The 20,164-nt window shown below is 31.0% G+C and carries 22 protein-coding genes; 2 read left to right on the top strand and 20 right to left on the bottom strand.

From position 1 onward, the window contains the following. Positions 1–390 precede the first annotated feature (390 nt). From J1D01_RS16040 to J1D01_RS16080, 9 genes are all read right to left on the bottom strand, one after another. Positions 391–1,461 (bottom strand): DUF6090 family protein, encoded by a 1,071-nt coding sequence (locus tag J1D01_RS16040; protein WP_421151556.1) that lies wholly within the window; start codon positions 1,459–1,461, stop codon positions 391–393. Between the two features lie 133 nt (positions 1,462–1,594). Continuing rightward, positions 1,595–2,704 (bottom strand): hypothetical protein, encoded by a 1,110-nt coding sequence (locus tag J1D01_RS16045; RefSeq protein ID WP_421151557.1) that lies wholly within the window; start codon positions 2,702–2,704, stop codon positions 1,595–1,597. Positions 2,705–2,901: 197 nt separating this feature from the next. Beyond that, positions 2,902–3,345, bottom strand: a complete 444-nt coding sequence (locus J1D01_RS16050; protein ID WP_421151558.1) for a hypothetical protein — start codon at positions 3,343–3,345, stop codon at positions 2,902–2,904. Further along, the gene (locus J1D01_RS16055) at positions 3,335–4,657 is read right to left on the bottom strand and encodes an ABC transporter permease (protein ID WP_421151559.1); all 1,323 of its coding nucleotides are present in this window, start codon (positions 4,655–4,657) and stop codon (positions 3,335–3,337) included. The genes J1D01_RS16050 and J1D01_RS16055 overlap by 11 nt, the downstream gene beginning before the upstream one ends. After that, the gene (locus J1D01_RS16060) at positions 4,654–5,283 is read right to left on the bottom strand and encodes an ATP-binding cassette domain-containing protein (RefSeq protein WP_421151560.1); all 630 of its coding nucleotides are present in this window, start codon (positions 5,281–5,283) and stop codon (positions 4,654–4,656) included. The genes J1D01_RS16055 and J1D01_RS16060 overlap by 4 nt, the downstream gene beginning before the upstream one ends. Before the next feature lie 45 nt (positions 5,284–5,328). Then, positions 5,329–6,219 carry a GTP-binding protein gene (locus tag J1D01_RS16065; protein ID WP_421151561.1) on the bottom strand — a complete coding sequence of 297 codons (891 nt, stop codon included), beginning with the start codon at positions 6,217–6,219 and terminating at the stop codon, positions 5,329–5,331. Further along, complete coding sequence (gene mog, locus J1D01_RS16070) at positions 6,219–6,752, bottom strand: molybdopterin adenylyltransferase (RefSeq protein ID WP_421151562.1); 534 nt, start codon at positions 6,750–6,752, stop codon at positions 6,219–6,221. Before mog ends, J1D01_RS16065 begins: the two co-directional genes overlap by 1 nt. A gap of 178 nt (positions 6,753–6,930) precedes the next feature. After that, a complete protein-coding gene (gene folE, locus J1D01_RS16075; protein ID WP_421151563.1) occupies positions 6,931–7,587 on the bottom strand; it encodes a GTP cyclohydrolase I FolE in 657 nt (218 codons plus the stop codon). After that, positions 7,580–7,990 carry a MerC domain-containing protein gene (locus tag J1D01_RS16080; protein ID WP_372938609.1) on the bottom strand — a complete coding sequence of 137 codons (411 nt, stop codon included), beginning with the start codon at positions 7,988–7,990 and terminating at the stop codon, positions 7,580–7,582. The genes folE and J1D01_RS16080 overlap by 8 nt, the downstream gene beginning before the upstream one ends. A gap of 81 nt (positions 7,991–8,071) precedes the next feature. Between J1D01_RS16080 and J1D01_RS16085 the strand changes: the two genes are divergently transcribed. After that, a complete protein-coding gene (locus tag J1D01_RS16085) occupies positions 8,072–8,455 on the top strand; it encodes a Fur family transcriptional regulator (RefSeq protein ID WP_372938608.1) in 384 nt (127 codons plus the stop codon). On the opposite strand, the gene J1D01_RS16090 is transcribed toward J1D01_RS16085, so the two are convergent. The 3 genes from J1D01_RS16090 to J1D01_RS16100 are packed head-to-tail and all read right to left on the bottom strand — an operon-like array spanning position 8,452 to position 10,335. Then, positions 8,452–8,880: a DUF4268 domain-containing protein gene (locus J1D01_RS16090; RefSeq protein ID WP_421151564.1), complete on the bottom strand. Its 429-nt coding sequence runs from the start codon at positions 8,878–8,880 to the stop codon at positions 8,452–8,454. The two genes, J1D01_RS16085 and J1D01_RS16090, sit on opposite strands and share 4 nt — an antisense overlap. A gap of 4 nt (positions 8,881–8,884) precedes the next feature. Continuing rightward, positions 8,885–9,559 carry a ZIP family metal transporter gene (locus J1D01_RS16095; protein ID WP_421151565.1) on the bottom strand — a complete coding sequence of 225 codons (675 nt, stop codon included), beginning with the start codon at positions 9,557–9,559 and terminating at the stop codon, positions 8,885–8,887. A 44-nt stretch (positions 9,560–9,603) separates the two neighbouring features. Further along, positions 9,604–10,335 carry a class I SAM-dependent methyltransferase gene (locus J1D01_RS16100; RefSeq protein ID WP_421151566.1) on the bottom strand — a complete coding sequence of 244 codons (732 nt, stop codon included), beginning with the start codon at positions 10,333–10,335 and terminating at the stop codon, positions 9,604–9,606. Between the two features lie 174 nt (positions 10,336–10,509). On the opposite strand from J1D01_RS16100, the gene J1D01_RS16105 reads away from it, so the two are divergent. After that, positions 10,510–11,667, top strand: coding sequence for a THUMP domain-containing class I SAM-dependent RNA methyltransferase (locus tag J1D01_RS16105; protein ID WP_372938405.1), 1,158 nt, complete (start codon positions 10,510–10,512; stop codon positions 11,665–11,667). A gap of 348 nt (positions 11,668–12,015) precedes the next feature. Here J1D01_RS16105 and J1D01_RS16110 read toward each other — a convergent pair whose 3' ends face one another. From J1D01_RS16110 to rlmD, 8 genes are all read right to left on the bottom strand, one after another. Beyond that, positions 12,016–12,288 carry a hypothetical protein gene (locus J1D01_RS16110; RefSeq protein ID WP_421151567.1) on the bottom strand — a complete coding sequence of 91 codons (273 nt, stop codon included), beginning with the start codon at positions 12,286–12,288 and terminating at the stop codon, positions 12,016–12,018. Between the two features lie 13 nt (positions 12,289–12,301). Then, complete coding sequence (locus J1D01_RS16115) at positions 12,302–12,787, bottom strand: hypothetical protein (protein WP_421151568.1); 486 nt, start codon at positions 12,785–12,787, stop codon at positions 12,302–12,304. Positions 12,788–13,030: 243 nt separating this feature from the next. Continuing rightward, on the bottom strand, positions 13,031–14,191 hold the full coding sequence (locus J1D01_RS16120) for a YCF48-related protein (protein ID WP_421151569.1): 1,161 nt from the start codon (positions 14,189–14,191) through the stop codon (positions 13,031–13,033). Between the two features lie 190 nt (positions 14,192–14,381). Next, positions 14,382–15,602 (bottom strand): DUF3089 domain-containing protein, encoded by a 1,221-nt coding sequence (locus J1D01_RS16125; protein ID WP_421151570.1) that lies wholly within the window; start codon positions 15,600–15,602, stop codon positions 14,382–14,384. Positions 15,603–15,803: 201 nt separating this feature from the next. Next, entirely contained in the window at positions 15,804–17,201 is a 1,398-nt protein-coding gene (locus tag J1D01_RS16130; protein WP_372936939.1) for a sulfatase family protein, read from the bottom strand. 90 nt (positions 17,202–17,291) lie between these two features. Continuing rightward, positions 17,292–17,975, bottom strand: coding sequence for a DUF6048 family protein (locus J1D01_RS16135; RefSeq protein WP_372936940.1), 684 nt, complete (start codon positions 17,973–17,975; stop codon positions 17,292–17,294). Positions 17,976–17,979: 4 nt separating this feature from the next. Further along, positions 17,980–18,525: a DUF6452 family protein gene (locus J1D01_RS16140; protein WP_372936941.1), complete on the bottom strand. Its 546-nt coding sequence runs from the start codon at positions 18,523–18,525 to the stop codon at positions 17,980–17,982. A 29-nt stretch (positions 18,526–18,554) separates the two neighbouring features. After that, complete coding sequence (gene rlmD / locus J1D01_RS16145) at positions 18,555–19,964, bottom strand: 23S rRNA (uracil(1939)-C(5))-methyltransferase RlmD (RefSeq protein ID WP_421151571.1); 1,410 nt, start codon at positions 19,962–19,964, stop codon at positions 18,555–18,557. Between the last annotated feature and the right edge of the window lie 200 nt (positions 19,965–20,164).

Genomic DNA, 20,164 nt, shown 5'->3' on the forward strand with positions numbered 1-20,164 from the left:
TCTTTGACAATTTTTAAAATCAGTCGTTTGTCATAGCGTTCTTGTTGGTTTGATCGTAATACATAATTTTCCTGTTTTGATGTTTCCATACACTTGTTTTAGTGTATAGCTATTCTAGGACAAGACATATACAGGTTAATAAATAAATCCTGATATTATTAGGTACACTAAACTATTTATACACTCTAACACACAACTTTTTAGATTGCCCTGAAGCTTGCTTGGACCCGGATAGGTAAAATGTGTCCTCCACGAGTTCCTGAGCCTTTCTACCACATACTTCGAGACTGGCACAAAAAAAGCTCCTAAAAAGGGCTTAAAAAAGGTTTTTTTTGCTGTTCAAGCACTTCTGCAACGCTTACCGGCTCAAGTTTGATTTTTTTGATTGGCTTAAAGTTTATTTAAGTGAACTCTTGTTCCATATTTCATAATAATTAAAGAAGTAATTTCATTCGAGCTATCTCTTATAAACTCTCCTTTAAAGTAAATATCAGTTTGACCAAATATCTTATCAGTTGTTTCAAAATAGAAAAAATCCATATCTTCAAGATCTCCATTCATAACGCCTATTAAGTCATTGTCTTGTATCTGAATTTTATAGTTCCAATCAGGAAATTGACCATTAAAACCTTCAACCTTTACAACCTTAAAAGTACCCACATATTCTTTTAGTTGTGCTGTTGTTAGATGAACTAAATTATGTGGTATAAAATCGGGAAGCGGTTCATTACTTTCAACAAGTGTGTTAATTTGTTTGTATGCATTAATTGCGTTTTCTCTAAATTGCATAACATGATAACTTGCCAAATTTTCACAGCCAGCATTTTGGTATAGATTTACATCATTTTTATAGTAAGGGTCATTCAGGAAAAAATCAATCATCTCATCTTCTAATTGAGGTCGTTCTAATCTGTAATACCAGTCTTTACTTTTGGCTAACTCGTCAATCACTCTATCTGTAATCAAGTCCATTCGATTATCGAACTTGTCTATTTCGTATTTGTTATAAATATAGATCTCGTTTAATGGCTCAATAACTGCTTTTAGCTTTTTTGGAACATTATCAACATTTTCTGTGAGGTTAGTATATCCATTTTCATGAATTTTCATATGAAAAGCGTCCATAATAGCATATCTTAAAGCATTTTGATAATCATTTTTATAATCATCATAGGTTAGTTTATCTGTTTGTATTAAGTTGATGATTGAATCTTTTGTTTTATAATAGGCAATTAGTTCGTCCGATTTTTGAATATCTAGCCCTAAATCATGTTGTACTTCCTTTAAAATAGAAACAATCTTATTTTCGGATTTACGCTGTTCGTTTTTATTATTTATTTGAAGTGCGATAAGAATACCGATAATAACAAGTACAATCTCGCCTATAGCGTATAGTAAGTATTTACTTAATTTATTTTCTGAGAGCAGTTGTTGTCTTATACGTCTGAAGAGTTTTATCATTTGGTTAATGGTTGGTTATAATGAAGTATGATGGTAAATATGTTACTAGTAAGCGATTTAGAAGCACTACATTCAATACGGGCTAACCCCCTTTTATTTATAGACATTTTGCCTATACATTATTGGGGAGTACTTATTTTACCAGTATTTCATTGATATAGATTGAACGATATTTTTCAGGATATTCAACTTGTACGCCGTGTGTTCCATTTTCAAATAAAAACCATTTTTTAGAGGGTGCGATAAGTGTATCGAAATATGCCTTTGCTACTGACGTTTCGGTAAAATGATCATTGTCTCCCTGTAAAATATAAACGGGCACTTTCAATTCCGGAACATCACGCATTAAATTCATATCGATAGCAGTAGATTCTAAAATTTTAGATGCTGGATAGTAGGATTCAGGACTATTTATCATATCAGTAAATTTTTCCTTAAATGTCAATCCGTTATCTAAAAACATACTTTTAATAAAATTAAAATCGGTATCCAATTTTATCGGAGCATACTTCATTACAATTTGTCGTTCTATTTCAAAGGCCTCGGTTACTGAATTTTTTGAATTTTTAACATAAGGCGGTCTTCCAATTTGTTTTAATTGGTTAATTGAAATGGTGTCATTGTGTTTTTGCGATTCCGACATGGCAAATTCATAAGATAATTCTTCCGAAAGTGATTGGTTCGCCATCAAACCGCTACCAATATAGGCGTGATATAATTCGGGTTTCTTTTGAACCATATAAGCTGCTACCGCTGTTCCCCACGAAAGACCTTCGATGTAAATTTTATCTTTTTTGAAAGTTTTTCTTAAGTGATTTGATAGTTCCAAACCATCATTTACAATATGGCTTAGGGTAATGGACGAATCAGGTATACTGTCATTATAAGCTAGTCCAGAGCCTCTTTGTTCCCAATAACAAACCGTAAATAGATCTTCCAAATTAACACCTGTGAGTTTGTATATTACAGGTAAAATGGGTGCTCCTGGTCCTCCGTGAACTATTAGTAGCACGGGATTATTCTTGTCTTTTCCTCTAATGGTAATCCTTTGTGGTACTCCGTTTATGGTCATATCCTCGTGCATGGCGATACTATTTGGTAGCACATTGCCTTTTTCGTCTAAAAAAGGCTCTTCGTCTCCAGAACTATTAATTCGGATTGCTAGTAAAACAACTAAAATAAAAGCAACAAAAGCTCCAATTAAAATCAAAAACCATTTTCCTATTTTCTTTAATATTTTCATATGTTCTTAATATTAGTTCTATGGTTTTTCTTATTACATTCAACGTTAAGCATAAGAATCCCTTTCAATACTGAAACAAATTCAGCACAGGTAATTTATATCCAATAGGAAGCTAAGTTAGAATTTTCTTATTAAAAAGCCAATACTTACTTACACGTAAATTTTTATTGATATGATTTTGAGATGATAAAAGCAGTTTAGTTGGTCTCAATTAACTTTATTTCACAATCTGTAAGAATGTAATTAAAATGCTCTACATCATCAGCATTTAATTTTAATTTTCCTGTTACCGTTACAATATCATCGGTTCTAAGGTTTTGTTTTTCACTAAACTGAAGTTCTATAGCAGTTTCGGGGCCACCAACACCACAAAAAAAGCAAGCAGACATTGGTCCTTTAGATAGCATATATAATTTGTCTTTTGGTGAAATATGCAAAAAATAACCCGATATATTTACTGTTTTTCCTTCTAAAGCTTTTACAGATTCTGAAAACTCTGGAACTAGAAAACTTTCATCATAGGCAGGGAAGTATTTTTCAACAAATTTTACTTTAGCTAAATCATCCCAAGTTATTTTATGTTGAGAAAAACAAGAAGAAAATGTTAGAAGATAAAAAAGTATTATGATGTTATTTTTCATTGCTTAATATTGTTGAAATATTCATTTTTAAAATAGGGTAAATAGCTAATGCTACCGACAAAGTTACCATTATAAAAACTAATACACCAATTTGTAATATGTCTTGAAATTCTAATTCTCTAATTATGTTTTGTTTATACCCAAGGTTTGTGAATTTTAACATAAAGTACAAGCCTGTTTTTACAAGTATAAACCCTAATGCAAAAGCTGTAAAAGCAACAATTAGCGCTTCATAAGCTACCATTTTTATAATTTGAAAATTACTAGCTCCATAGGTTCTTAAAAGAGCCAAATCAAAGGCACGTTCTTTAATCATTTTATATAAATTAATAAAAATAGTAATACCAGAAATTATTAGAATTAAGTAGGCTATCCAAGTTATGGTTTTAAAACCAACACTTGTGTATTGGTATAATCTATCTAATTCATATCTAGGGATTGCAGCTTGTAAATTACTACTTTCGTTAACTTTTCTAGGAAAAGTTAAAAATGCTGCAGGACTTCTAAACCTTATTAATAAAGAGGTGATTTCTTTATCATCATCGTGGTGTTCATGTGCATGATGCTCTTCTAGTTTGTGAGTTTCTTCATCGTGCTGTTCATGCTCATCTTCATCATGATCATCATGCATATGAGTATCTTCATTTTCGTTATGGTCTTCTTCATGCGCGTTGTGCTCACTTTCGTCATGGTCTTCATGATTATGTACATCCCAAACACTTTGTAAATTTGTAATAATTAGGCGGTCTATAACTTTTTGTGTAGGTTTTAAAATACCTACTACGGTTAATTCATCATCATGAACATCTATAGTATTTTCAACCAGACCATGAGAGCTTACAAATGTATCGCCTATTTTAAGGTTTTGTTGGTTTGCAATATTACTACCAATAACAACTTCCATAGATTTTTCTACTAAGCGTCCTTTTTCTAATTCGGCATTATAAAATGAAAAGAATTCATTGGTAGTTCCCACAATTCTGTATCCTTTGTAATTATCGCCATAAGAAATGGGAACAGCAGATTTAACTAAAGGGTTTTTACTTAGTTTTTTAGCTTCATTGTACTTAATATTTCCAGTAGGATTGTCTAAATGTAGAACCGAAGCTAAAATAAGTTGTAGCGGGCTTCCTTTAGCGCCTACAACCAAATCTATATCTCCTAAATTGTTTTCCATTTGGTATTTAAATGAACTTTTAAGTTGCTGAATACCTAATAGAAGCGTTATACTTAATGCTAATATAATGATACTTAAAAACGTATAAAATGATTTAGATTTTAGATTTTTTATACTAATCTTCCAAATATTCATAATGTTATTGTGTTTTGAAAGAAAGGTTTAATTCTTTGGTCGTGCGTAATTACAATTAAATTGGCTTTGTTTTTTTTGGCTTGTTTTTTAAGAAGATTTATAACTGCTTTACAGTTTTCATCGTCTAAACTAGAGGTAGGTTCATCTGCTAAAATAACTTGCGGATTGTGTACTACAGATAAAGCAATGCCTAATCTTTGTAATTGTCCTTCGCTAATTTCGTTTACTTTACTGTTTTTACAGTTGCTTAAATTTAATTCTTCTAGTAATGCGTTAATAGTATTTTGTTGTTTACTTTTTTTACAAAAAAATAAACGAGCTTGTAAATTTTCATAAACACTTAACGATTGTATGGCATGCTTTTTTTGAAACACTAAACCAATATTTTGGCCTCTAAACTCGTCTAATTTACTATTGGTAAGTGTATTTATATTAACATTGTTAATGGTAATGTTGCCAGTTTTGGGTTGTAATAAACCCGCTAATAAATGCAGAAGAGTTGTTTTACCTATACCAGAATTACCCAGAATAAGTAAGCTTTCTTCTTCTTTTAAGTCTATTTCAGGAAAGCTAAAAACGTGTTCTTTATTATTATATTTAAACGTAAGATTATTAGTTTGTATCATCTTAAATTTTAAGTGTGTGTGTTATTTAACGAACTCATAAGAGGTTTAATATTTTTGTATGGCATTTTTTAAAGTAGCAGGTTCACTGCCAGAACCAATGGTTAAAAGTTTACAACCAGTAATGGGAATGCCATTAAATGGTCTAATATAAATTTCTCCATCAGGGGTGCGTTCAAAATACGTGTATTTTTCATTTTTACCAATTTTTGTACATCCTTTAACCCTTAAGATACTTTTAGGTAAAGCATTGCAGATTTTATATATGGCATTTTCTGTGTCTAAGTATGGTAAATCTACAGAACAAGATGCCCAATGTACTTTGAGATGTTCAAATTTTTGGACTGAATTATTAGATGGTAATAATTCTGGCAGCAGTAGAACATCTAAATCTTGAATAGGGATAATTTTAGCTGTAGGATTTAATTTTTTTAGTTCTTTAATAACAATGCTTTTTCGTGTTGCATCTGTTTTTTTAAGATGTGTAAGAACAATGAGAGAAGATACTTGAATTTGGTTTGCTTCTAGCTCATTATGATCTTCTCTTTTTTGCCAGTTCTTAACATCTACAACCGAAATTTGAATAGGAGGTAAGAACCTATCTTGAAGTCCAACACCTAAAAACTCCATTAGCGAGCAAGCATCAGATGTTCCGTTAGCTTCAATTAAAGTGATACCATTTTTACGCTGGGGTATTCGGTTAACTGTTTCTCTAAGTTCTACAATACCACTGCAACAAATACAACTTCCACTTAAAGGTTTAATAGTGTTTAAATTTAGTTGCTCCCTAAAATGTTGTACATCTATATTGGCATTCTCATAATCGTTAAGAATAACATAAGGATTCCAGCCCTTATCGGTGAAATTTTTAATTAAATATTTTAGCAGTGTTGTTTTACCAGCACCTAAAAAACCAACAATTGTAATGATAGCTTCCATTATTTTTTCTTGGGTCTAAAGGGTTTAATAACAGCTTCGTTACATTCTAAATAAGGACCTTCCATTAGGTCTATACAATAGGGTATAGCAGGAAAAACAGCATCTAAACATTCTCTAATAGATTTTGGTTTTCCAGGTAAATTTATAATTAAACTACTGCCTCTAAGTCCAGCGGTTTGCCTTGATAAAATGGAGGTTGGTACGTATTTTAAAGATTCAGCTCTCATGAGTTCACCAAAACCAGGCATCATACGGTCACAAACAGCCTCTGTAGCCTCTGGGGTAACATCACGTTTTGCGGGACCTGTACCGCCTGTACTAATGACAAGGCAGCAATTTTCATTATCAACCAAATCAATCATTGTTTTTTCAATAAGGTCTTGTTCATCTGGAACAATTTTATAAACAGATTGCCACTCTGAAATTAAATAATCATTAATAGTATTTATAATGGTTTTGCCACTTATATCTTTGTAAATACCTGTGTTTGCTCTATCACTTACAGTTATAACTCCTATTTTGGCTATTGGCATATTTTGTATTTGTACTGCAAAATTAACTTTATTTATTACTTACAAGATTTTTGTGAGGTTAACTCTTTTGCTATTGCACTAAGAATTTTATGAGTTGTGTTTTATGAATTCTAAACAAGAGATACTTTTTTTATTTTCAGCAGGTAATGTTAGTTCACAGTTTTATTAGTATTTGTTTTTACTCTTTTTGCAAAGCGTTTAAAAATTCAGTTCTTATTTTGGGTTTATTAAATTCGCCTCCATATTCTATAGTGGTAGTAAAACTATCTTTATCTTTTATACCTCTAGAAGAGACGCAGAGGTGCTTAGCAGAAATCATGACTATAACATCTTTAGTCTCTAAAGTGTTTTGAAGGTCTTTTAATATTTGAAGTGATAAACGCTCTTGTACTTGAGGACGATGTGCGTAATAATCAACCAATCGGTTAATTTTAGACAATCCTATGACTTTGTTATTGGGTATGTATGCAATGTTTGCGTGTCCAGTAATTGGTAGAAAATGGTGCTCGCAAGAAGAGTCTATTGTAATGTTTTGTTCAACAATCATTTTTTTATAATGATACTTGTTTTCAAACACCGATAATTTAGGTTTGTTTTTTGGGTTTAAACCGTAAAACAATTCTTTTACATACATTTTAGCAAATCGATAGGGTGTGCCAGATAAGCTATCATCTGTTAAATCTAGTCCCAATTCTTCCATGATTTTAGAGAAGTGAAACTGAATTGCTTTTATTTTTTCATCATCAGATTTATCAAATGCAGTTGTAACCATAGGTGTTTCTACACTTGATGAAATATGGTTGTCTCCTATTATTTCTATTTGTTTTTTATCCATTATTTGTACAGCATGAATTGGTTTTACACTGGCAGTAATTTAAATTGTAAATGTGTAGGCTAACTAAAGTTAAAGCAGCTATGTACATTATTGTTTCAGGTATAGCAAACCATTCTAATTTTTCATTTAATATTAAAGTAAAAAGTATAGCCCAACTTAGCCAAAGTGCTTTTTTTAATATTAGATTAGTTGATGTTTTATTGGAACGATAAACAGCAACAAATGAAATGATTATAAAAATAAAATCTATAGCATGCCACCATGTGGGTACAGCCTCATGTGCACAACATGCAGCAACAGTTGATTGAGCCATAAATACAAAAGGTGTAGCAATGCAATGTATTAAACAAATAGAACTTGCTAATGCACCTAATGTATCGGGTTTTTTAATAGATATGTTCATTTATGTTTACGTTAATGCAACTAAGTTGCAAATATACTTATAATATTTGTTAATGCAACTTAGTTGTATTAAATTTGTGATATGGGAGTTGTACGTAAAACGCAATCGGTTAACTTAGTTCTAGAAGCTTTTAAAGTTGAAAATAAGGCTATTTCGGTTATAGATTTAGTTGATAGGTTTAATAATAAAGTAAACAAAACTACGGTGTATCGTGTTTTAGATAGGCTAGAAGACGATGGGGTTTTACATTCTTTTTTAGGAACCAATGGCATAAAATGGTATGCCCCTTGTAAAGGTTGCAGTGAGCATAAGCATACTGATGTGCATCCGCATTTTCAATGTACTGATTGCGGAAAAATTGATTGTTTAGATGTAGATGTTAAAATACCAAGCCTGCCAAATAGGGAAGTATCAGGGGCTCAAGTGTTAATTCAAGGAAGGTGTGAAGCTTGTATTAAAAATTAGCTTTTAATAACCTCTTTGTATTCTTCAAAAAAAGCTTCAAAAAGGCTCATTTTTTCATTGAAAAATTCCATAACTATTTGCCATGAGTTTTTGTTGTGAATAGACACTTTTGCATCTAAAGGCACATAAATTCTTGAGATTTCTTTGTAATTATCTAGTATATATGCTTCATCAAAAATAGCATTGGGTAAATAATCATTAATTAAAATAGATTTTAGTGCATTAAGTTTTTCCCAGTATTTTATGCGGTGTTCTAAATCATCTTCTAAATCAAGCGCTACCAAAGCTTTTTTTGTATCAAAATAAAATTTAAAACTAAATCCTTTTAGTTTGGTGTTATATAATATCCATTTTCTTGGAAATGATTTTCCAAAGCTTGTCCAAAATTCTTGTCGTAATAATCTAGATTCTTCCTTACTAAACATAAATCTATATTAAATAAGCTATACCAACACCTAAAATAATGGCAATAAATTTAGACATGTTAAACTTATGTCCGTCACTACTTTCAAATAAAATAGTTGTGGAAATATGAAAAAAGATACCAATAACAATAGCATTTAATATATGACCGTAATGAGCTATTGTTTCTGAAGTATTAGATATAAGCGTGCCTAAGGGTGTCATAAAAGCGAATATTGTTAAGAATATAAAAACCTGAAATTTGTTATAATTGGCTTTAAATAAAAACATGCTAATTATAATAGCAATGGGTATTTTATGTACTAAAACACCATAAACCATATCATTATGTTCATGTATAGCAAACCCTTCTAAAAAGCTATGAATGCATAAACTAATAAATAATAACCAAGGAAAAAGAGTTTTGTCTTTATTGGCATGCATATGGCCATGTTCTGCACCTTTAGAGAATAGTTCTAAAATAATTTGGAGCAAAATACCACACATAATATACAGTCCAGCAAGTTTAGTATTTAAATGATGATACACTTCTGGTAGCAATTCAAAAAGCGTTAAAGCTAATAGAAAAGCACCACTAAAAGAGAGTAGTAGTTTGGTATTCCAAGATTTGCTAGTTTTAGTAAAACTAGCAATAATAACGCCTATAACCACGGCAAGAAAAGGAAAAAGATAATCGCTCATTTAAAAAATATACTAGTAAAAATTAAATAGTGCCTAAAAAAGATTTATTTAAAAATCATAACCAATCGTTCAGAGGTTTTAACATCAAACTTATGCAAGTTATAATCTCCAAAAACATCTAGCAAATGTACATCGGCTTTTTTAAATAAATCTTCAAAATCATTTAAAGTAAAAGCTCTAACGCGTTCTTGATAATGGTGTAAGCGTTCATTAACGGTAAATTTAATGTCTTTAATTATGTAACCGTCTTCAACATAACGTTTTAAATTAAAGGCTATATCATCAATAACCTTTACTTCTTCGGGTACTAAATTATTAATTACATATTCACTATTCATGAAATCTATAACCCCAAAACCATAGGTGTTTAAATTAGCTTTAATAGCTTTAATAGTATTAAGGTTATCGTCGTCGTCGTCAAAATAACCAAAGCTGGTAAATAGGTTAAAAACGGCATCAAACTGTTTGCCGTAAGGCTTACACATATTGTGTACATCAAATCTTAAACGATGATTTTCAAATTTTTTAGCAAAGGCAATACTGTTTTCACTTAAATCAACCCCAGTAACATCGTATCCAATTTTGTTTAAATAGCGCGCATGTCTTCCGCGTCCACAAGCTAAATCTAAAATGGTACCGTTCTCCGGAATATTTAAATACTCAGTAAGTTTTGCCATAAAGGCATGTGCTTCGGTATCGTTTCTATCCTTATATAAAATATGGTAATATGGTGTATCAAACCAAGAAGAAAACCATGTGGTAGTATTTGCTGTCATTAATCATTTTTATGGGGTTACCACGCTTTAGCGCGGTCAGGCTTTTCGTTATATCTTTTGTAAACAAAAGGAAGCCACTTTAATTCTTAACCCAATTTCACTTATCCAAATATTAATCAAAATTACGCTATTTTTGCAACCTATTAAAGTAAACCAAATAAGTAGTAGCAAAAAATGGATGGAAATTTCAAAATGGTAGCCAAAACCTTATTTGGTTTTGAAGACTTATTAGCAAAAGAACTTACCCAATTAGGAGCACAAGAGGTTAAAAAAGGTGTTAGAAATGTAAGTTTTGTAGGAGATAAGGGGTTTATGTATAAAGCCAACTTAGGATTGCGTACTGCCATTAAAATTTTAAAACCCATCCATACGTTTAAAGTGAACAATGAGCAAGATTTGTATAACAACATATACAAAATGACTTGGGAAGATTATTTAAAACCAACGGGCTCATTGGCTGTAGATGCTACCATACACTCGCATTTATTTAAACACTCACTGTACATTGCTTTAAAAACAAAAGATGCCATTGTTGATAGATTTAGAGATAATACTGGACAGCGCCCCAATGTAGATTTAAAATTCCCCGATTTAAAAATAAATATACATATAGACCGAAACCAGTGCACGGTGTCTTTAGATACTTCGGGAGATTCATTACACAAGCGTGGTTATAAAACCGCAACCAATATTGCACCCATTAACGAGGTGTTGGCTGCAGGTATGATTATGCTATCTGGTTGGGATGGACAATGTGATTTTATGGACCCCATGTGTGGTTCTGGAACCATGCTTATAGAAGCTGCTATGATTGCCTGTAACATACCACCAAACCTTATGCGTAAAGAGTTTGCTTTTGAACGTTGGGAAGATTGGGATGTAGATTTATTTGAAAAAATTGAAGCATCTTTACTTAATAAAACCAGAGATTTTCACCATAAAATTATAGGGTATGATAAAGCTCCAAGTGCCGTTTATAAAGCTAAAGACAATGTAAAAAATGCGCAGTTAGACGATTTTATAACTGTTAAACACGAAGACTTTTTTAAAACCCAAAAAGGAGGCGATGAAAAGCTGCATATGGTATTTAATCCGCCCTACGGAGAGCGTTTAAATATAGATATGGAAGCCTTTTATAAAAATATAGGCGATACCCTTAAACAAAAATACCCTAATACCAATGCGTGGTTTATTACTAGTAATTTAGATGCTTTAAAGTATGTTGGTTTACGCCCCAGTAGAAAAATACAACTCTTTAATGCTAAATTAGAATCTAGATTAGTTAAATATGAAATTTATGCTGGTAGTAAAAAGGGGAAGTATATGAAGTAGTTTTTTGGGAGTTGAGTTTATTGGATTGATTAGCTATAAGGTTCGGTGTTGGGTTTTGTTAGTGTGGGACGATTAATTTTTCAAAGGAGATGTTTCAAAATTGACGTAAAAAGTAATGATTTGTAACCTTGTTGTGTTTAGTTTTTTATGTCAGATACAGTTACTGACTAAGATGTAGATTCTATATCAAAGAGTTTCTTTATCATAATCTTACAAAAGATAATTAAACCTTTTTAAGGTATATTTTCTGAAAGTTTAAATAACTTTGAAATAATACAAAAATCAAATTATTTAGATGTTTTAATTTATGTGTTTATGGTAAAGTATAATATTATCAGCTCTATGCATTTATTCTTCAAAATCATCACTATTTAAAAGGTTTAAAAAATTTAGACAAATACTTTCTTCTTTTTGACTGTGAACCTCTTTATCATATATCGAAAATTGTTTATTAACGTGGTCAAAATAGTATGTTACATTTAGATTTGGATTTTCTTTTTTAAAATTATTAAAAATGGTTTTTGTTCTTTCAAGAATTCCTACATATTCTTCTTTGTAATTTTTATTGATGTCCATAACATCTAAATTACTATATACCATTGTTGGCCCTGACTTATTCATATTGAATTATGTGTTAAATATTGTTTGCTCGTTTTATGTTATTTACATATTTCCATCTTACATCACTTGGTTTTATCCTATCAAAAAACACTAATAAATTATCAAAACCATTAGTGAATTTAATTATTATACTGCCTAATGAAAGCCTATGATAATGCCAAGTATAAGGGAAGCTTTCTGATGCAATAAGTTTATTACAACGATTTTTCATATCTCCCATTGAGGGAATTAAAGAGGCATACGTATTTCCTAAAATAGCAATAGGGATACCAATAATTGCTATTGGTGCCCTAAGTATTGTTGCTTTTTCGTAAACATAAGAAAGTCCGATGAGTGGATATAAAAACAATATATTCCAAACAAAACTTAGAGGGAATAGTAATAGTCCAAAAGTTAGATGTATTAAAATTCCGAGTATAAAAGTCGTTATAAGTTGAATAGGGGCAACTACAAATCCTAAAAGACCTAAAATTATTTCTAAAATTCTATTTGTAATCATTTTTTCTTCTTGAAATCAATCTCAAATTAAGTCCAACATTAAGGATACAAATCCAGTTCAACACTGAGACAAGTTCAGCACAAGTGATTTATGATTTATATCTACTGACTAGCGAAGTTAGAATTTTCTTACTAAAAAATCAATATGTACTTATAACTATTTATAAACAAGTTGTAAACCAAATTAACGCAAGTATTTGGTGCTATGTAGTTTAGTTAATTTCAATTGTATTTTAAGAGGTTATTAATTTACAACAGTTTGGTATAAGTTATTTTTATCCAAAACATAAATGTTTTCATTCAAAATTTGAATACCATAAGATTTTCCCTCAAATAGAATGGAATCCTCTTTTTTAGTTAAAAATGGAGTAACATTTTTACCGTTATTATCAATTTTAAAAACAAAAGGGTTTCCTTCATCATAAAATGTAATTGAGTTGGTAACAAAAGCTGAATTATTATAAATTGCTATATCAGACACCTCACCGTAAGGCATATTAATTTTGTTCCAAGTTTTTCCTGAATCATCTGTATATAGCAACAAGCCGTTTAAACCTCCAATGAACCCTTCTTTAGAGTTAAAAAAGGCTATGGAAGATAGTACGCTTTTTTTATCTGAATAAAGTAATTCCCAAGTAATAGCCCCATCTATACTTTTATAACAATTTCCTGATAATGTAGTAATTATTATTTCATTAGCAGAAAGAATCTCTAAATCTGATATGCCTTTATCGTTTTTTAATTGATTAGTTGTATTAATTAATTCCCAGTTATCACCTCCATTTGTTGTTTTTAAAATAACAGCTTTTTGTTGGTGTTCTCCAACTATAAACCCTATTTTTTCTGATAAAAAACGAACTTTATAGTACTTGAATTTTTGAAACCTACTTTGGTCATCTTTAAAAAAATACTTTGTATCAAGAACGCTCCAAGTTTCACCTAAATCCTTACTCCTAAAGATATAATTACTGGCTCCTACAATAAACATGGTATTTCTTGAAAAAGCAATAGATTCAAATTTGTTAGCAAATCTTGAAAAGCTAAATTCTTTCCAACTTTTTCCACCATTTTCAGTAATTCTTGCTCTTAATCTGGTGCCTCCAACTATAACGCCTATATTTTTATTTTTAAATTTTACATCTTGGTAAAAATGAAATCCTGTTTCATCTAAATGATGTAATATTTTAACACCCTTTTTTGTTGCGGTATTAGTAAACTTATTTTGTTCTTGTTGGATATTAGTGAGCGTGCTAAACTCTATATCTCCAGCTTCTTTTAAGGGGATAAAACTTTTGCTTATCTCTTTTGTTTTTATTGCTAAATCATTTTTATCTGAGGCTTTATTTAAACATGAATAGAAAAATATACAGATGAAAGGTAAAATGGTAAGTAGGTTTATTTTCATAAAATGAAGTAATGATTTTTTATAGTAACTTTAAAATTTATCTTTTGATATTTTATTGAGAAAAAATGATAAATTAGGTAGTACTCAGTTTTTAACTAAAAATTTGAAAGTATTTTATTAACTAGTAAAATTAAAATTTTTCATCAAAAAATCAATATATAATTCATGGTGTTTTGGTTTAAAAAGGCTTTTAGTTACAGTTGTTTAATTTTTCATCAATTTGTTCCATTAAAGCCCATAAATAGATATGATAGTCTTTAGTGTGATAGCCCCAGTTTGGATAATTAGGGTGACTTTTTTCATCTTCTAAATCGTTTGGTCTTTGGTCGTTTACAAGTGGGTTATGGCTAACGCTTAATACCACTTTTTGCATGCCTTCTCTTTTATGTTTTACAGAATAAAGGTTATTAAAAGCAATAAAATTATTATCACCACCTAAATTATAGCTAGCATCTGGTGCTATGTAGTTTTTTAAGGTAGAAGTATTTTCATTATAATAACTAAAATCTTGAACAAACCAATCATTGGTTTCATTAAAAGCTCTGTAAACAAGTCCGCTATTAATTAAATAGGGATTAAATTCAGGTAAACCATAATTAATTTCTGGTATAGTTTGTTCATCATCAAAAGAAGCCCAATTATGTACACATCCACATTCATTAGTGTTTGTGCATAAGGGTATGTTTTTAAACCAACCACCACTGTATTTACCTTGTTCTGCATATATATAGCCCATACCTCCTAAAGCGGCAGTTACTAATTTGCTTCTTAAACTTTCGTTGGTATCAAATAAATCTCTTAACAGTAAAGCAATAAGGTAAGAGCCTTGAGAGTGTCCTGCTAATATAATTTTGTTACCATTGTTATAGTTATTAAGATAATTTAAAAATGCTGCTTTTACATCGCTATATGAGGTAGCAATAATGTTTGCTTGTAATTCTTTATCTATGTTATCACCGTATGTTATTCCAGATGATTGCCTGTAATGTGGGGCAAACATGCGTCCATATTTTGATAATAAGCCACCTTGAGCTATAATGGTAAGTCCTATGTTAATTTTATCTTGCTCTTCTATAGGTATTACTTTAACAGAGCTTATACTTTGAGTGGTGGATAGTAGTGTAGGGTGTACCCAAAACACATCAACACCTGTATTTGTAGCAGCATTATTGATAATAGGAATAGATTCTTCTATTTGTAAATCTTTATTAATAACAGAAATATCTAAATTGTAATAGGGCAGGATAGTAGTTTTATTGGGGTGAAAAGACCAATTTTCTAAATTAGTATAATCTATTATAGAAGTTGGTATTTCTATTGTTTCAAGTTCTGTATCTTCTTTAGTTTCTACAGGTTCGTTTTTAGAACAGGAGAAAAATAACATGGCAAGTATTAAGAGGGTATTTTTCATTTTATAATACATTTGGGGCTTCTTAATGTTTTAAAAATACAATATAAAATGTAAAATAAAACTTATTTTTTAAATATGTGTTTAAGGCAACGAAGTATTGAAAGTTATTAGAGTATTGTACTTAAAAAGATTACGTAATATAAGTCTAAAGATACAAGCTTCAACTTAATAGATATATTATTAGTTAGATAGGGTAAGTTTTTAATTTTTTGTACTAGCTATTAAAGTATCTTTTTGTTCTTTCATCCACTGTTTTATGGCTTCTTTAAGTTCTTCAATTTTAGAATAATACACTGGATTGTTTGCAAGATTATTCATTTCTTCCGGATCTTTACTTAAATCGAAAAGTTGAAATTCAGGGCGTTTTCTATAGCGTTGTACTAAATTATTAGCTGTTTTATCATAGCCAGCTTTAGTAAGCCAAGAAAGGTACATTTTACGCACATGTCTGTCCTCCATTTTATCTACATAGCCAAAATCAAATCCATTTATGGTTCTTACTGCATACAGATTATTTGGTGTTAAATTCCAAATTAATTTATAACGACCATCGGTTACGGCTCTTGTGGCAAATTCGGGTCCTTCGGGTCCGCTATTGTATAAAAAAAATGCATAATCTCTGTGTTTGGTTGTGTTTCCTTTAATTACAGGAAGTAAGCTTTTTCCATCTAAATATTCAGGAACGGTCCCACCAGCTGCATCAATTAAGGTTGGTAAAATATCACAATATTGTGCAATTGCCGAAGTTACTAACGCATTATTATTAGCTGAAGGCCACTTCATTACACAGGCAGAGCGTACTCCCCAATCATAAGTAGTCCATTTTCCCCCTGGCATTCCTGCACCATTTTCATCAAGTACCATTAGGGCTGTATTAGTATCAAGTTTATTTTTCTTAAGAAGTTTTCTGGCTTTACCTACTTGTTCATCAAAAAGCCTAATTTCACCTAAATATTCTTTAAAGTAAGTTCTTGTTTTTTCTGTATCTACTAAGTTAGAAGGTAAAACTATTTTGTTTGCATCCCAAAGGTCTGAATTTCCAGCATCCCAAGGCGAATGTGCATTAATAGAACAAATAATTAAACAAAATGGTTGGTCTGGATTACGGGTAATAAATTCTTCAACTCCATCCCAACTTTCTGGAACTGTACCACTTTTGTTACAATTTTTTTCAAAACCATCTATAAACTCAAATGGGTAAACAGATTGTGGTTTAAAATGTCTTTTTCCTGTTAATGCAACACGGTACCCATATTTTTGTAAATGTTGAACAATACTTAGTGTACCAGTTTTTGTTGCTGCATGATTTTTAGAACAGCCATTTTTGTAAGGCATTAATCCGGTATATAATTCGGCTCTGGTTGGTGCACATATGGCTTCGGAAACAAACATATTTGTAAACCTGATTCCCTCATTTGCTAAAGCATCAATATTTGGAGTTGTATTTGGATTTTTAGAATTATAACACCCAATATTAGAAGCACTTATATCATCACCAAGGATAATTAAAAAATTAGGCTTTTTTACTTGACTTAATAAGAGGTAGTTAGAAAGTAAACCACTTAAAAGTATTACGGTACAAATAAAATGTTTCCTCATGAGCTTGTTTTGTGTAATATATCAGTAGATTAGATTTACTAAATTATATTTTTATAAACACAATTTAAACCAAAAAAGAGTTTAACAGTGTTATTTAGCTTTTTTATAAAGCGGTATTCTGTAGGCTAGGGTATAGCTGTAGCTAGTGCCTATGCTGCTACTATCATAGGTTTTACCAAAACCAGGTATAAATACATTCTGAAAGTTATCTGGTTCTTTTTCAGTAACTAAGGTTTTAAGCTGTACGTTTAAACCCATGTAAAGGTTGTTAAAGAGTTCTACCTTCATTCCTAAAATGAGTTCGCCCCAAAAAGCGGTTAAGCCACTAAATTCTTGCACTTCATCTGATGAATATTGAGGTTCCCAATATTGATTGGTATGATAAACAGTAAAACTGTTTAAATCATGACTAAAGGTACTGGCACCCACTCTAAATCCGGCATAAATCATATTATCCATGTCTAACCAATTATCATACATATTAAGGTCTATACCTGCTTTTAAATAAGATCCTGTTGTGTTAATATCTAAATAATCGTTAACGGTACTTTTTTCTTCAAAACCTAATTCTCCAGCAATGTATAAGTCTTTTTTTAATCTAAAATCTGCTGCTATTTCAAAGCCTGTGTACTCATCATCAAGAAACGAGCGTGCTAGCTTGCCAATATCGCCAGCAATTCTAAGTCCGTATTTCTGTTTTATTACTAAGGAGTCATTAACCGCTTTAGGGATACTATCATTTTGTGCATTAACAGACACACAAAATAAAATCATTGTACTAATGAAAAATGTAAAAATGCGTGTCATAGTCATCTTCTATAGGTTCGTTATCGGTTAAGTTTTCTGTTGAAATTATCCAATTGTCACCATCGTCTTCAACAGTTATTTCTACACTCTTATAAATGGTTTTATAGCCACATGCACGAGAAACATATATCTCTTCTGTTAGATAATTTATAGTGATAATATCTTGGTTTCCGCCAATAATATCATCGCTGGTGTCATCGGGAGTGTCATTATCATCATAACTATAATCTTTATGAAGAATGTATGTGGTTGAGTTGGCATCAGTTTTTAACGGTAGTACTAATTGATTGGTAGTAACAGATTCATAATCAGATAAAATTTCATCATTGTCTTCTCCGTATACCACCATATTATAAGCATTTTTAGAGCTATCAGGGTTATCGCTATCGTATAAATCAATAATTAAATTTGGTGTTGTAGAGGTGCTTTCGGGACAAATATCATCTCGTTCGCAACTTATACTAATACCAACTATAAGCAGTATAATTGGGATAATAATTAATTTTATTTTTTTCATTCTTTGTTATAAAATAGATTCTGCTTTACTTACCTTTTTTCCAAAAGTACAACATTTTCTACATGGTGCGTTTGCGGAAACATATCTACAGCTTGTGTTTTAGTAACCTTATAAACAGCATCCATAAGAGCCAAATCTCTAGCTTGTGTAGCACTATTACAGCTTACGTAAACTACTTTTTTGGGACTAATGTTTAGTATTTGTTGTACTACGTCTTTATGCATACCATCCCGAGGAGGGTCTGTTATAATAACATCGGGTTGCCCGTGAGTTTTAATAAACGCAGTGTTAAAAACGTGTTTCATATCTCCTACAAAGAATTCAACGTTATTTATATTATTTAATTGTGCATTTTCTTTGGCAGCAGCAATGGCATCTGGAACCGATTCTACGCCTACTACTTTTTTAGCTTTTTTTGAAACAAATTGAGCAATGGTACCTGTGCCTGTGTATAAATCGTAAACCAATTCATTACCAGATAGTTTTGCAAAATCTCGTGTTATTTTATAAAGCTCATAAGCTTGTTCTGAGTTGGTTTGGTAGAAAGACTTGGCATTTATTTTAAAGCGAAGTCCTTCCATTTCTTCAAAAATATGATCGGTGCCTTTGTAGCAAATAACGTCTTGATCGTAAATAGTATCATTTGCTTTTTGGTTAATAACATATAGAAGGGATGTTATTTCAGGAAAGCTTTCAGATAGGAAATCTAACAACAATTCGCGTTTAGTTTTATTGTCTTTAAAAAACTGAATAAGTACCATAATATCACCAGTTGATGATGTTCTAATCATCATGGTACGCAACAAACCTGTTTGATTTCTGGTATTAAAAAACTCTAAACCATTATCTATAGAAAATTGTTTTACTGCATTGCGTATGGCGTTAGATGGGTTTGCTTGTAAATGACACTTTTTAATATCTAATATTTTATCCCACATTCCCGGAATATGAAATCCTAAAGCGTTTTTATCATCTAGATTTTCATTACTGTTAATTTCTTCTTGTGTTAACCAACGGCTATCACTAAAAGAAAATTCCATTTTATTACGATAAAAGTATTGCTTTTTAGAGCCTAAAATAGGAGTGACTTTGGGTAACTCAATATGGCCTATTCTGGTTAAATTATTAGTAACCTCGTTTTGTTTGTACTCTAATTGGTACTTGTAATCCATGTGTTGCCATTTGCAACCACCACAAGTACCAAAATGCTCACAAACAGGTTGTGTTCTTTTGTCTGATAGTTTATGAAATACGGTTGCTTTACCCTCGTAATATGCTTTTCGCTTTTTAAAAGTTTGCACATCTACCACATCGCCAGGTACAGCGTTTGGTAAAAAAATAACTTTGCCGTCAGGCGCCTTAGCAACTGTTTTGCCTTTAGCTCCAGCATCAATAACTTCAACGTTTGTAAAAACTTGTTTTCTTTTTCTTCTAGACATTGTGCAAAAATAATAATAGCCGCAAATAAATGTCCTTTTATTTCTGTTAACTTTAAATGATTTTGATTTTTATAATGAAAAAAAGCAAATTTCTTAGTTTTCTGTAAAACAATGAAAATAGTTTTTTGTAAATAATATTTGCTACCTTGCAAACCTATCCAGGGATGATTTCTCTCCCACGCTGAATTTTCGGAACTTTC

The organism is Seonamhaeicola sp. NFXS20, from assembly GCF_049132085.1.
Classification (GTDB): Bacteria; Bacteroidota; Bacteroidia; order Flavobacteriales; family Flavobacteriaceae; genus Seonamhaeicola.